The 13,180-nt window shown below is 74.8% G+C and carries 9 protein-coding genes and 1 pseudogene; 3 read left to right on the top strand and 7 right to left on the bottom strand.

Translation table 11 applies throughout. The features are described 5' to 3' along the window. The first annotated feature begins 126 nt into the window (after positions 1-126). Positions 127-1,212: an amidohydrolase family protein gene (locus ACWGIF_RS06860; RefSeq protein WP_453492128.1), complete on the top strand. Its 1,086-nt coding sequence runs from the start codon at positions 127-129 to the stop codon at positions 1,210-1,212. A 282-nt stretch (positions 1,213-1,494) separates the two neighbouring features. Beyond that, a complete protein-coding gene (locus ACWGIF_RS06855; protein WP_453492125.1) occupies positions 1,495-2,436 on the top strand; it encodes an SCO1860 family LAETG-anchored protein in 942 nt (313 codons plus the stop codon). A gap of 97 nt (positions 2,437-2,533) precedes the next feature. On the opposite strand, the gene ACWGIF_RS06850 is transcribed toward ACWGIF_RS06855, so the two are convergent. Both ACWGIF_RS06850 and cobC read right to left on the bottom strand, forming a co-directional pair. Then, the gene (locus tag ACWGIF_RS06850; protein ID WP_453492122.1) at positions 2,534-3,763 is read right to left on the bottom strand and encodes a CapA family protein; all 1,230 of its coding nucleotides are present in this window, start codon (positions 3,761-3,763) and stop codon (positions 2,534-2,536) included. Positions 3,764-3,898: 135 nt separating this feature from the next. Next, positions 3,899-5,344 carry an Rv2231c family pyridoxal phosphate-dependent protein CobC gene (cobC, locus tag ACWGIF_RS06845; protein WP_453492119.1) on the bottom strand — a complete coding sequence of 482 codons (1,446 nt, stop codon included), beginning with the start codon at positions 5,342-5,344 and terminating at the stop codon, positions 3,899-3,901. A 103-nt stretch (positions 5,345-5,447) separates the two neighbouring features. On the opposite strand from cobC, the gene ACWGIF_RS06840 reads away from it, so the two are divergent. Beyond that, positions 5,448-6,173, top strand: a complete 726-nt coding sequence (locus ACWGIF_RS06840) for a ZIP family metal transporter (RefSeq protein WP_453492116.1) — start codon at positions 5,448-5,450, stop codon at positions 6,171-6,173. A gap of 20 nt (positions 6,174-6,193) precedes the next feature. Here the strand turns inward: ACWGIF_RS06840 and ACWGIF_RS06835 are convergent, their stop codons facing one another. The 5 genes and pseudogenes from ACWGIF_RS06835 to ACWGIF_RS06815 all read right to left on the bottom strand — a co-directional run bounded on the left by ACWGIF_RS06835 (position 6,194) and on the right by ACWGIF_RS06815 (position 13,172). Further along, positions 6,194-7,654 (bottom strand): cobyrinate a,c-diamide synthase, encoded by a 1,461-nt coding sequence (locus ACWGIF_RS06835; RefSeq protein ID WP_453492113.1) that lies wholly within the window; start codon positions 7,652-7,654, stop codon positions 6,194-6,196. After that, positions 7,648-8,247, bottom strand: coding sequence for a cob(I)yrinic acid a,c-diamide adenosyltransferase (gene cobO / locus ACWGIF_RS06830; protein WP_453492110.1), 600 nt, complete (start codon positions 8,245-8,247; stop codon positions 7,648-7,650). Before cobO ends, ACWGIF_RS06835 begins: the two co-directional genes overlap by 7 nt. Next, positions 8,247-10,400, bottom strand: coding sequence for a putative cobaltochelatase (locus tag ACWGIF_RS06825; RefSeq protein ID WP_453492107.1), 2,154 nt, complete (start codon positions 10,398-10,400; stop codon positions 8,247-8,249). Before ACWGIF_RS06825 ends, cobO begins: the two co-directional genes overlap by 1 nt. A gap of 265 nt (positions 10,401-10,665) precedes the next feature. Beyond that, positions 10,666-12,183, bottom strand: a pseudogene (locus tag ACWGIF_RS06820) (cobyric acid synthase); the annotation flags it as partial. Next, positions 12,180-13,172, bottom strand: coding sequence for a cobalamin biosynthesis protein (locus ACWGIF_RS06815; protein WP_453492104.1), 993 nt, complete (start codon positions 13,170-13,172; stop codon positions 12,180-12,182). The pseudogene ACWGIF_RS06820 and the gene ACWGIF_RS06815, both read right to left, overlap by 4 nt. Between the last annotated feature and the right edge of the window lie 8 nt (positions 13,173-13,180).

Below are 13,180 nucleotides of genomic sequence, written 5' to 3'. Positions count from 1 at the left end.
CCTCGCCCTCGCCCGACCCGACCTGGGCCGGGCCGCGCGCTCGCCCAGGCCTCCGTCCCCCGTGCCTCCCGCGGCGGCGGCGACCCTCCCCGGGGCGCCGCCCGAGCCCGCACGTACAGTGCCGACATGAGCGATGTGCTGCACGTGAAGGGGCGGGTGCTGGTCGGGCCCGACGAGGTCCGCGACGAGCTCTGGGTGGTCGGCGGGAGGGTCTCCTACGAGCGCCCGCCCGCGGCCCGCGAGGTCACCACGGTGACCGGGTGGGCCCTGCCCGGCCTGGTCGACGCACACTGCCACGTGGGACTGGACGCCCACGGCCCGGTCGACGCCGCGACCGCCGAACGCCAGGCACTCACCGACCGTGACGCCGGCACCCTCCTCATCCGCGACGCCGGCTCGCCCTCCGACACCCGCTGGATCGACGACCGCGAGGATCTGCCGAAGATCATCCGGGCGGGCCGGCACATCGCACGCACCCGCCGCTACATCCGCAACTACGCACACGAGATCGAGCCCGCCGACCTCGTCGCGTACGTCGGCCGAGAGGCGCGACGCGGCGACGGCTGGGTGAAGCTGGTCGGCGACTGGATCGACCGTGATGCCGGGGACCTGACGGCCTGCTGGCCGCGCGCCGAGGTCGAGGCCGCCATCGCCGAGGCGCACCGGCTCGGCGCCCGGGTCACGGCGCACTGCTTCGCCGAGGACTCGCTGCGCGACCTGGTCGAGGCGGGCATCGACTGCATCGAACACGCCACCGGCCTCACGGAGGACACCATCCCGCTGTTCGCGGAGCGTGGGGTCGCGATCGTCCCCACCCTCGTGAACATCGCGACGTTCCCCAAGCTGGCGGCGGGCGGGGAGGCGAAGTTCCCCCGCTGGTCGGCGCACATGCGGCGCCTCCACGAGAGGCGGTACGACACCGTCCGCTCCGCCTACGACGCGGGCGTCCCGGTCTACGTCGGCACCGACGCCGGAGGTTCCCTGCCGCACGGCCTGGTCGCCGCGGAGGTCGAAGAGCTGGTGAAGGCCGGCATCCCACCGCTCCAGGCCCTGTCGGCGACCACCTGGGCGGCCCGCGCTTGGCTCGGCCGACCGGGGTTGACCGAGGGGGCGCCCGCCGACCTCGTGGTGTACGACGCCGACCCGCGGGCCGACGTACGCGCGCTGGCGCAGCCGCTCCGGGTCGTCGTGAACGGCGAGGTCCGGGCCTGAGGCGCGTACCGGCGTCCTGTTGACGGTGCGTGACATCGACCGCCGTCGGTCGTTGAAAACGCCCGCGTGGGCCGACTCTCCGTGAAAGAAGAGAACTCCCGTGCTTCATGAGGCGCGGGGATTCGAATATCTGCATGGAAACCACCCTTTGGTGTGAACTCACGCCAGGTGGCCATCCGTTCACCCACAGTGCGTAAAGATTCCGGGGTCGAGGCCGTCGGCGCGCGCGATGTCCCCCATTGGCGGCGCGACGGCACCCATCTCCCCGGGGGTTCCACCACCTTGAACAGCAACACATTCCGCATGCCCGCGGCCGTCCTGCTCGCCACGGGAGCGGTCGCCCTGCTCACCGCCCCGCCCGCCTTCGCCACGGGAGGCGGCGGGGCCGGGGCCGAGGGCAAGGCCGGCGCCGTCGTGCTGCGCGCCGGACTGGACGTGGGCCTGCTCAACAAGACCGTGCACGTCCCGCTGAAGGCGACCCTCAACGAGGTCAGCGCCCCGGCGACGGCCGAGAAGACGGCGCTGACCGTCACCCTCGACGGGGTCGAGGGGAACAAGCCGGTCAGTGTCCTGCGCGCCGACGTGGCCACCTCCAAGGCGACCGCGGACAAGACCCGGGCCGAGGCCGAGGCGCACCTCGCCAAGGCCTCCGTCCACGTACCCGGGCTGCCACTGCTCTCTCTCGTCGAGATCGAGAAGGTCACCTCCAAAGCCGTCTGCGAGGCCGGCAAGAAGCCGGTGGCCAGCGCGAACGCCCTCGGGAAGGTGACGGCTCTCGGCAAGAAGGTCACCCTGTCGGCCGGCGGCCCCACCAAGGTCGAGGTCCCGGGCGTGGGTCTGGTCAGCCTGGAGCTGTCAGGCACCCAGACCACCTCCACCACGGCCGCCGCGGCCGCGCTGCGCCTGAAGGTGTCGGTCAACCCGCTGCAGCTGAACGTGGCGGAGGTGGAGGGCGAGATCGTGCTCGCCGAGGCGCACTGCGAGTCCCCGACGGGCCCGGCGCCGGCCTCGACCGCGCCCGCGCAGCCGGACGTCAAGCCCCAGACCGGCACGGGCACGAGCACCGGCACGGGCACGAGCACCGGATCCGGTGTCACGGCCGACGTCAATCTGGCCGAGACCGGCGGCGGTTCGATGAGCCCCTACATCGCGGGCGGGGCGCTGACTCTGCTCGGCATCGGCGCCGGCGCGCTCTTCCTGACCCGCCGGGGCCGCGCCTCGTAAGGCCGCGGGGCGCACCCGGGAAGCGTCGGGCGCCCGTCAGCCGTCGGCACCGGGCCGCCGTCGGCACGGCCGCCCCGCGAGCACACGGAGGGGGTGCTCAACGGGTGGCGTGCTGCAGCCCCTGCTCGCCCGCGCCACGTGACATCACGGCCTCGGTGACCTGCTGGTCGATCCGGGCGTACTCGCTGCGCTTCCCGGCCGGGAGCGTGGTGTCGAAGGCCGAGCAGGAGGCGCAGACGACGCGGAACGGCGGCCCCATGTCCGAGTACTGCGTGAGGTATTCGGCCTTCACCACCTCCCAGCGGCCCGGACGGGCCGCCGCCGGGGCGAAGGTGAAGCGGGGGACCGAGGACTGGTTGCCGCGCAGTTTGTCGGCCGGGACGAAGCTGGCGACCTGGTCGCCCATACCGAAGACCACCCAGGTGCCGTTGATCTTCTCGTAGGGCTGCGGCACGTGGTTGTGCGTGCCGATGATCAGATCGATGTCGGGGAGGCCGTCGGCGGAGCGGGAGGCGGTCAGCGCCTGCGCCAGCTCCTTCTGCTGCTCGTCGGGCGCCGTCTGCCACTCGGTGCCCCAGTGGACGCTGAGCACCACCACGTTCGCGCCGCCGGCCCGGGCGGCGCGGGCGTCGGCGAGGATCCGGTCCTTGTCGATCAGGTTGACGGCCCACGGCTTGTCCCGGGGGAGCGGGATGCCGTTGGTGCCGTACGTGTACGACAGCTGGGCGACCTTCGCGCCGCCGGCCGAGAGCAGGGCCGGGGCCCTGGCCTCCTCCGCGCTGCGGGCCGAGCCGACGTGCGGGATGCCGACCCGGTCGAGGTGCTCAAGGGTGCGGGCGAGGCCCTCATAGCCGTCGTCGAGGGTGTGGTTCGAGGCGGTGGAACAGCCGTCGTAACCGGCGTCCTTGAGGGCGTCCGCAAGCTGGTGCGGGGCCTTGAACAGGGGATAGCCGGTGTAGGGGCCGCCGGGGCGCCCGTACGGTATCTCGTGGTGGCATATCGCCAGGTCGGCGGCGGAGACCAGGGGTCTGACCCCGGCGAGTATCTTCCGGAAGTCGTATGCACCGGCCGTTCCGGCGTCGTCCGCCGACCGCTGGATGATCGACGGGTACGGGATGATGTCGCCGGTCGCCACCAGGGTGAAGGGCTGCCCGGCGGGGGCGGCGCCCTCCGGCCGGGCCGACGCGCTCTGCTCCGGCCTGGCCTGGAGCCGCTGCTCCGCGGCCGGCGCCGCCGCGCGGTCGAGCAGCTGTGGCACGGCGTAGATCCCACCGCCCACGATGGCCAGCCCGGCCAGCGCTGCGCCCGCCCTGGCGGATGCCTTCATTCCCCCACCCCCGTCGTCGTGCACCGGTGCCGGGACCCCCACTGGCCCGCCCCCGTTGGCCATGGTAGGCGGGCGGGCCTGGGGCGGCGACCTCAAACGACAGAATGTGCGCAGGTCAGAACGCAGTTGTGCGCATCAGCGGCCGACCAGTGCGAGGGCGTGGTCGAGGGCCTGGAGCAGCCGGCCCGTCGTCGCCCGGTCGCGTACCGCCAGCCGGAGCCAGGAGCGGTCCAGCCCGGGGAAGGTGTCCCCGCGGCGGACGGCGAAGCCGAGGGCGCGCAGCCTGGTACGGACCTCCGCGGCGCCCGCCACCCGGATCAGGACGAACGGCCCCTGCGCCACTCCGGCGACGGTCACCTCGTCGAACTCCGTCAGCCCCGCCAGCAGATGTGCCCGGTCCACGGCGATCCGCCGCGCCGCCTCCTGCGCCTCGGCCAGCGCGGCCGGAGCCACACAGGCCTCGGCCGCCACCAGCGCCGGGGTGGACACCGGCCACAGCGGCTGCGCGGCCGCCAGCTTCGCGATCACCTCGGGCTCGGCCAGCACATAGCCGATCCGCAGCCCGGCCAGCCCCCAGGTCTTCGTCAGGCTCCGCAGCACCACCAGCCCCGGCAGGTCCATCCGCCCGGCCAGGGCCTCCCGCTCGTCCGGGACGGCGTCCATGAAGGCCTCGTCCACCACCAGGATCCGGCCCGGCCGGGCCAGGGCCGCAAGCGCCGCCGCCGGGTGCAGGACGGACGTCGGGTTGGTCGGGTTGCCGATCACCACCAGGTCCGCGTCCTCGGGCACGGCCGCAGGGTCCAGCCGGAACCCGTCCGCCGCCCGCAGCACGACTCGCTCCACCCGGTGCCCCGCGTCCCGCAGGGCCGCTTCGGGTTCGGTGAACTGCGGGTGCACCACGACCGGCCGTACGGCGCCCAAAGCCCGCGCGATCAGTACGAAGGCCTCCGCGGCCCCGGCGGTCAACAGCACCCGCTCGACCGGCAGACCGTGCCGTGCCGCCACCGCCGCGCGGGCCCGGCGCCCGTCGGGGTATGCGGCGAGCTCCCCGAGGGAGGCGGCGATGCGCTGCTTGAGCCACTCCGGGGGCGTGCCCGCGCGGACGTTGACCGCGAGGTCCACCAGCGCGGAGCCCGTGTCGATCACCTCCGCGTCCCCGTGGTGGCGCAGGTCGTGGGCCTGGGCCGTGGCCACCGCGCAGGTCGCCGACACCGACCGCCGCTTGGGCACGAGGAGTTCCCCGCCGCCCGCGAGGGCCGCGGCCTCCGCGACCGACGGGGTCCCGGCCGCGGCGCGCGCGGCCTCCGAGGGGTGCGGGACGGTGACGGCGGCCAGCTCTTGGGGGGTGTAGCCGAGCAGGGGTACGCCGAATCGTTTCGCCGCGCCCGCGATCCCCGCCTCGACCGTCTTCGACTCCACGGTGGCCAGCGCCGTCACCGCCTCCGTGGCCAGCCCGGCACCCCGCAGCGTCTCCTCGACCAGGGCGCAGACCTCCGCGACGGAAACACCCGCGCGTCCGCCGACCCCGACCACCAGCTGTGTCGTGTACTCGCCCACCGGGGCTCCTCCCTCCGTAGTCACGGCCACCGGCACCTCACCGGCGCCGGTCAGTCGTCAACGATGCGACGCCCGCGGCCCGCGCGCGGACGTGCGCGCGGAGCGGGGACTCTGTATGCAGGGGCACATGGCCGTGATCGTGGCGCTGGGCGCGTTCCTGATGACCCTGGCGGGCGGATGGACGGCGCAGCGCGTCACCGACCGCCGCCACCTCGTGCTGGGCCTGGCCGGCGGGCTGATGCTCGGCGTCGTCGGCCTCGACCTGCTCCCGGAGGCCCTCCACGCGGCGGGCGACGAGATCTTCGGCGTGCCGCTGGCCCTGCTGCTCTTCGTGGCCGGATTCCTCGTCGCGCACGTGGTGGAACGGCTGCTGGCCGTCCGTCAGGCCGCACACGGCGCCGAGGACGGCGCCCGCGTCCCCCAGGTCGGGCTCACCGCGGCCGCGGCGATGGTCGGCCACAGCCTCGCCGACGGCGTGGCCCTGGGAGCGGCCTTCCAGATCGGCGGGGGGATGGGCCTGGCCGTGGCGCTGGCCGTCATCACCCACGACTTCGCCGACGGATTCAACACGTACACGCTCACCAGCCTCTACGGGAACGACCGCCGCAAGGCCCTGATGATGCTCTTCGCGGACGCCGTCGCCCCGGTCGTGGGCGCGGCGTCCACTCTGCTGTTCACCCTTCCGGAGGAACCCCTCGGCGCCTACCTCGGCTTCTTCGGCGGCGTCCTGCTCTACCTCGCCGCCGCCGAGATCCTGCCCGAAGCGCACCACAAGCACCCCGCCCTGTCCACGCTGATGTGCACGGTGGGCGGGGTGGCGGGGATCTGGCTGGTGGTGGGCATCGCGGAGTGACCGCGGGCGGCGGACGGGGGTCACCGCCGTGCTGCCGCGGCTTGCGTGAAGCGGCGGGCGACGGACGGCTCCGCCGCCCAGTGCGTGTGCAGATAACTGGCGTGCACACCCTGCTGGACGAAGCCCTCGACCCGGCGTTCCGGGTGCGTGAACCCCCACGCCGGCGCGGCCCCGGCGCCCGGCTCGATCACCGTCCGGTGGAACTCGTGCCCGCGCAGCCGGGTCCCGGCCCGCGCGAGCGCGCTGTCGGACACCGCCACCGCCTCGCGGTAGCCCAGGGTGAGGCGCTCCGACATGCGCGCGTCGGCGTCGAGCACCCCGCACATCGGCTTCCCGTCCAGCGACCGCCCGAGGTACAGCAGCCCGGCGCACTCGGCGGCCACCGGGCCGCCGGCCGCGGCGAAGTCGGCGACCGCCTTGCGGAGCGGTTCGTTGGCGGACAGCTCGGGCGCGTACACCTCGGGGAAGCCGCCGCCGATCACCAGGCCGGTGGTTCCCTCGGGGAGTGCCTCGTCCCCGAGCGGGTCGAAGGTGACGACGTCCGCCCCGGCGGCGGTGAGCAGCTCCGCGTGCTCGGCGTACGAGAACGTGAACGCGGCCCCGCCGGCGACTGCGACCACCGGCCGTCGGCTGGGGCGCTGCCCCAGAATCCGCGCCTCGAACGCCGGCGAGGCTGAATCATCCAGCCCCTCCGGCGTTTGAGGAGCGGGGTGTGGGGTGGAGCCCCAGCTGCGCGTCAGCGCAGTCGCCGGAGCCCAGGCCTCGCAGGCCAACGGCGGGGCCGTACGGGCCAGGGCCATCAGTGCGTCCAGGTCGCAGCCCGCCCGCACCTGCGCGGCCAGCGCCGACACCGCGGCCAGCGCATCGGCTCGCCGCTCGGCCACCGGCACCAGCCCCAGGTGCCGCGAGGGCGTGGCCACCTGCGGAGCCCGCCGCAGGACGCCGAGCACCGGCATCCCCGCTTCCTCCAGGGCCTCCCGCAGCATCACCTCGTGCCGGTCGGACCCGACCTTGTTCAGGATCACGCCGCCCAGCCGCACCTGCGGGTCGAACGACGCGAAGCCGTGCACCAGCGCCGCCACCGACCGCGACTGCGAGGAGGCGTCGACCACCAGCACCACCGGCGCCCGCAGCAACTTCGCGACCTGCGCCGTCGACGCCAGTTCACCCCGGCCCGCAGCCCCGTCGTAGAGGCCCATCACGCCCTCGACCACGGCGAGGTCGCACCCGGACGCCCCGTGCGCGAACAGCGGAGCGACCAGCTCGGGCCCGCACATGAAGGCGTCGAGGTTCCGCCCCGGCCGGCCGGTGGCCAGCGCGTGGTAGCCGGGGTCGATGTAGTCGGGCCCGGCCTTGTGCGGGGACACGGCGAGGCCGCGCTCCGCGAAGGCCGCCATCAGGCCCGTGGCCACGGTCGTCTTTCCGCTGCCGGACGACGGCGCGGCGACGACCAGCCGGGGAACGTTGAACGAGGTCACCACTCGATGCCCTTCTGGCCCTTCTGGCCGGTGTCCATCGGGTGCTTGACCTTGGTCATCTCGGTGACGAGGTCCGCGAACTCCACCAGCTTCTCCGGCGCGTTGCGGCCCGTGATGACCACGTGCTGCGTGCCGGGACGGCCCCGCAGCACCTCGATGACCTCGTCGACGTCGATCCAGCCCCAGTGCATCGGGTAGGCGAACTCGTCGAGCACATACAGCTTGTGCGTCTCGGCGGCCAGATCGCGCTTGACCTGCTCCCAGCCCTCCTTGGCCGCCTGCTCGTTGTCGAGCTGCGCGTCCCGCTGGACCCAGGACCAGCCCTCGCCCATCTTGTGCCAGGCGACCGCGCCGCCCTCGCCGGAGGCGCCGAGCACCTTGAGCGCGTTCTCCTCGCCGACCTTCCACTTCGCCGACTTGACGAACTGGAACACCCCGATCGACCAGCCCTGGTTCCAGGCGCGCAGCGCCAGCCCGAAGGCCGCCGTGGACTTGCCCTTGCCGGGGCCGGTGTGGACGAAGACGAGCGGACGGTTGCGGCGCTGGCGCGTCGTGAGTCCGTCGTCCGGAACGACGGACGGCTGTCCCTGCGGCATTACGCGGCCCTCCTGTTGCTGCTGTCGGATGATGCGCTGGATGACACTGCGGTACGTACGTTCTTCACGAGGCCGGCCAGCGAGTCGGCCCGCAGCCCGTCGAGCGTGACGGCGGGCCCGCCGAGATCGATGGCCAGGACCCCGGCCAGCCCCAGCCGGACCGGCCCGGATTCGCAGTCCACGACCACGGAGGCGACGCCCCCCGCCTGCAGCAGCCGCGCGCTGCGCCCCGCGAGCTCCCGCGGGGTGCCGCCCGACCCGCCGGCGGCGGTTCCGGCGGAGGTGGCCCGCCCGTCGGTGACGACCACGAGCAGCGGCCGGCGCGAGGGATCCCTGAGCCGCTCGATCCGCAGCACCTCGTGGGCCTTCAGCAGCCCGGCGGCCAGCGGGGTGCGGCCGCCCGTCGGCAGCCGCTCCAGCCGGGCCGCGGCCGCGTCCACCGAGGACGTCGGCGGCAGCGCCAGCTCGGCGGTGGCCCCCCGGAAGGTGATCAGGCCGACCTTGTCCCGGCGCTGGTACGCGTCCAGGAGCAGCGACAGCACGGCGCCCTTGACCGCGCTCATGCGCTGCCGCGCGGCCATCGAGCCGGAGGCGTCGACGACGAAGAGGACGAGGTTGCCCTCGCGGCCCTCCCGCGTGGCCTGGCGCAGATCGTCCTTGCGGATCACCAGGCCGCGGCCGTCGCGGCCGCGCGCCTTCTGGTGCGGGGCGGCCGCGTGCACCGTGGCCGCCAGGTGCAGCTTCGTGAGCTGGCCGCGGGGGCGCTGCGCGCCGGTGGTCCGGCCGTGCGCGGTGCGGGCGCGCGAACGCCGTCCGGCCGCGCCCTCGCCGAGCCCCGGCACGCTCAGCATCTTGGTCCGGAACGGCTCGGCGGCCCGTACGGCGGCCTGCTCAGGGCCGCCCGCCTCCTGCGCGGAGGGCTGCGGAGCCTCAGGGGCGTCCGAGGGGGCCTCGGGGGTCTCGGCGGGCTCGGCCGGGGCGTCCGCGTCCTGAGGGCCGCCCCCCTGCGGGGGCACCCCGCCGCCGCCGTCGGGGCCGCCTCCGTCGCCGTCGCCGTCCGGGCCCTCGGCGTCCGGGTCCGGCTCCGGCTCCGGCGACGGGGCGGGGTCGGGGTCAGGGTCGGGCTCGTGCTCCGGCTCGTCGTCGGGGAACTGGTCGAGGATCTCGTCCAGCCTGTCCTCGTCCAGCCCCGGTGCGTCGAAGGGATTGCGCCGCCGCCGGTGCGGCAGGGCCAGCAGAGCGGCCTGGCGCACATCCTCCTTGAGCACGGCGGTCCGCCCGGCCCAGGCGGCCAGCGCGGTCGCGGTCCGCGCCATCACGATGTCGGCCCGCATGCCGTCGACCTCGAAACCGGCGCAGGTCGCGGCGATCCGGAGCAGCGCGGTGTCGCCGAGCCGGACCTGCGGGAGCAGTGCCCGTGCGGCCACCACCCGGGCGCGGACCTCGTTCTCGTCACCGGCCCAGCGCTCGGCGAATCCCGCGGGATCGTCCTCGTACGCGAGCCGGCGGCGCACGACCTCGACCCGCTGGGCGGGCTCGCGGGAGGCGGCGACCTCGACGGTCAGCCCGAAGCGGTCGAGCAGCTGCGGCCGCAGCTCACCCTCCTCGGGGTTCATCGTGCCGACGAGCAGGAAGCGGGCGGCGTGGCGGACGGAGACACCCTCGCGCTCCACGTAGGAGGCACCCATCGCCGCGGCGTCGAGCAGCAGGTCGATCAGGTGGTCGTGGAGGAGATTGACCTCGTCGACGTAGAGGATCCCGCGGTGGGCGTCGGCGAGCAGTCCGGGCTCGAAGGCCTTCACGCCTTCGGCGAGGGCCCGTTCGATGTCGAGGGCGCCGACGAGGCGGTCCTCGGAGGCGCCGACGGGCAGCTCCACCATGCGGGCCGGCCGGGTGCCGGCCGGGCCGGGCTCGTGAGGGCCGTCCGGGCAGGCCGGGTCCGGCGCGCCGGGCGCGCACGAGAACCGGCAGCCGGGCACGACGTCGACCTGCGGCAGCAGGGTCGACAGCGCGCGCACGGCGGTGGACTTGGCAGTCCCCTTCTCGCCGCGCACCAGCACACCACCGACCGCGGGGCTCACGGCGTTGAGCAGGAGCGCCAGCCGCAGGTCGGACTGGCCGACCACTGCGGTGAACGGATAGGGCGTACTCATGTGTTGCTCACTCCTTCGAAGCTGCGGGTCCGCGCCGGGGGCCTGGCCGAGGTCTGCGGGTGCGGCGCCGTTGCGCGGGGTCCGCCCCGGACCCCGCGCCCCGAACGCAGGCGGGGCTGTATTCGGCCGCTGCCGTCCGTCCGGTGCGGCCGGATTGCCCGCAGGGCGACCCCGGCCTCGCCGGCGTTCGAGGCGCGGGTCCGGGCAGAGCCCGGTTCGGGGAAGGGGCGGGGTGGGGGAGAGCCCCGCAGGGCCACCGCCGTCACGGGGCGCCCGGAGGCAGGAAGGGCAGACCCGCAGGGGCGCCGTCCTCGATGAGCCGCAGCAGCGCACGCGTGTCGGCGTGTTCCTCGATCAGGTCGCCCAGCAGGTCCAGCTGTGCCTCCCGCAGCGCGGAGAACGAGGTGTCCGGCGCCGGGACGAAGGCGCGCCCCGCGGCCGCCGCCACCTCACGGAGGAACGCCCGGCGGAAGCCGTCCGACTCCAGGGAACCGTGCCAGTGGGTGCCCCACACCGACCCGACCCGGCAGCCGTCCAGGAAGGCCTCACCGCCCAGCACCTCGGCCACGCCGTGGTGGATCTCGTAGCCGCCGACCGCCTCGCCGAGCGCCGTCCCGGAGGGCCGCGCCAGGGTCTTCTCCCGCTCGAAGCGGACCCGTACGGGGAGTATCCCGAGGCCGTCGACCTCGCCCGCCCGCGATTCGACCTCGTCGGAGATCCGCTCACCCAGCACCTGGAACCCGCCGCAGATGCCCAGGACCGGCCGGCCCTCCGCGGCCCGCCGCGCCAGCGCGTCCGCGAGCCCGCGTTCGCGCAGCCAGGAGAGGGCCTTGACCGTGCCCCGGGTGCCGGGGACGACGACCAGGTCCGCGTCGGCCAGTTCCTCGGCCCGGTCCACGAACCGCACCACGACCCCGGGCTCCGCCGCGAGCGCGTCGACGTCCGTGAAGTTCGACATCAGCGGCACCGCACACACGGCGACCCGCAGCACGTCCTCTCCCACGGGCGGCGCCACCACGGACTCCCGTACCGCGCCCCGCAGGGAGACGCGCAGGCCGTCCTCCTCGTCGATGCCCAGCCCGTGCCGGAACGGCAGCACCCCGTAGGTCGCCCGCCCGGTCAGGCCGCGCAGCATCTCCATGCCCGGCTCCAGCAGCGACACGTCGCCGCGGAACTTGTTGACCATGTACCCCGCGATCAGCGACTGGTCCTCGGGGGAGAGCAGCGCGGTCGTCCCGAAGAAGGACGCGAAGACGCCGCCCCGGTCGATGTCGCCGACCACGACCACCGGGAACCGCGCCGCCCGCGCGATGCCCATGTTCACGATGTCGGTCCGGCGCAGGTTGATCTCGGCCGGACTTCCCGCCCCCTCGCAGATCACGGCGTCATACGTGCCCCGCAGCTGCTCCAGACAGTCCGTGACGATGCCGAGCAGCTGCTCCTGACGCCCGCCGTGGTAGCCGCGGGCGCTCATCTCGCCCACCGGCTTCCCCAGCAGTACGACCTGGCTGCTGCGGTCGCCGCCGGGCTTGAGCAGCACCGGGTTCATCAGCGCGGTCGGCTCCACGCGGGCCGCCTGGGCCTGCATCGCCTGGGCGCGCCCGATCTCGGCGCCCTCCTGCGTGACGAACGAGTTGAGCGACATGTTCTGCGCTTTGAAGGGCGCCACCTTCACGCCCTGGCGGGCCAGCCAGCGGCAGATGCCCGCGGTGACCACGCTCTTGCCGGCGTCCGACGTGGTGCCCGCGACCAGCAGTCCGCCGCCGCGCTTCGCGCCGCTCATCCGCGCCGCCCTCTCTTGGTCGTACGGGGGACCGGCAGCCGGGAGACCTGCAGCCGTGAGACCAGCAGCCGGGAGGCCACACAGGTGCCCAGGGCCAGCCAGGTCACCCGGTGCGACAGCCGGACCGCCCGCTCGATGTCCGCGACCTCCACCGGCCGCCCCTTCTCGCCGTTCAGTACGGCCCGGTGCTCGACCCGGCCGCCGTACGCCAGGGTCCCGCCCAGTCTGACGCCGAGGGCCCCGGCGAAGGAGGCCTCGACGGGTCCGGCGTTCGGGCTGGGGTGCGCGGCGGCGTCCGAGCGCCAGGCCCGTACGGCTCCCCGCCGGTCGGGTCCGGCCAGTACGGCGGCGGCCGCCGTCAGCCGGGCCCCGGGCCAGCCCGCCAGGTCGTCGAGGCGGGCGGAGGCCCAGCCGTAGCGCAGGTAGCGGGGGGACTTGTGGCCGACCATCGCGTCCAGGGTGTTCACGGCCCGGAAGGCCAGCAGGCCGGGGACGCCGGCGACGGCCCCCCACACCAGGGCCCCGACGACCGCGTCGGAGGTGTTCTCGGCGACCGACTCGACGACGGCGCGCGCCATCTGCTGCCCGTCCAGCGCCTGCGGGTCGCGCCCGCACAGGTGGGGCAGGCGCTCCCGGGCCACCTCGACGTCCCCGGCGGCGAGCGCCCCGCCGATGGCGCGGGCCTCACGGCCCAGCGAAGTGCCGCCCACGACGGCCCAGGTGGCGGCGGCGGTCAGGGCGATACGGGCAGCGGCGGGCCGGGAGCGCACGGCGCGGGCGCCCAGCGCGCCGACGGCGGCGGCGCCCCCGGCGCACATCAGGGTGTGCAGGAGGCCCCGGGCGCGGTCGTCGCGCCACAGGGAGCGCTCGACGGCGGCGGCGGCCCGTCCGAAGGCGGCCACGGGGTGCCCTCGGCGGGGATCACCGAGGATCCGGTCGCCGATCAGGCCCGCCGTGACGCCGTACGCGAAGACGCGATCGGCACGCATGGTGGCAG

The sequence above is a fragment of the Streptomyces sp. NPDC054849 genome, from assembly GCF_053610945.1.
This window is presented reverse-complemented; position numbering and strand designations above follow the sequence as displayed.

Coding starts and splice junctions, on each gene's coding strand:
- ACWGIF_RS06860 (WP_453492128.1), top strand. CDS start 127: ATGAGCGATGTGCTGCACGTGAAGGGGCGGGTGCTGGTCGGGCCCGAC.
- ACWGIF_RS06850 (WP_453492122.1), bottom strand. CDS start 3,763: ATGAAGGCATCCGCCAGGGCGGGCGCAGCGCTGGCCGGGCTGGCCATC.
- ACWGIF_RS06840 (WP_453492116.1), top strand. CDS start 5,448: ATGGCCGTGATCGTGGCGCTGGGCGCGTTCCTGATGACCCTGGCGGGC.
- cobO (WP_453492110.1), bottom strand. CDS start 8,247: ATGCCGCAGGGACAGCCGTCCGTCGTTCCGGACGACGGACTCACGACG.
- ACWGIF_RS06825 (WP_453492107.1), bottom strand. CDS start 10,400: ATGAGTACGCCCTATCCGTTCACCGCAGTGGTCGGCCAGTCCGACCTG.
- ACWGIF_RS06815 (WP_453492104.1), bottom strand. CDS start 13,172: ATGCGTGCCGATCGCGTCTTCGCGTACGGCGTCACGGCGGGCCTGATC.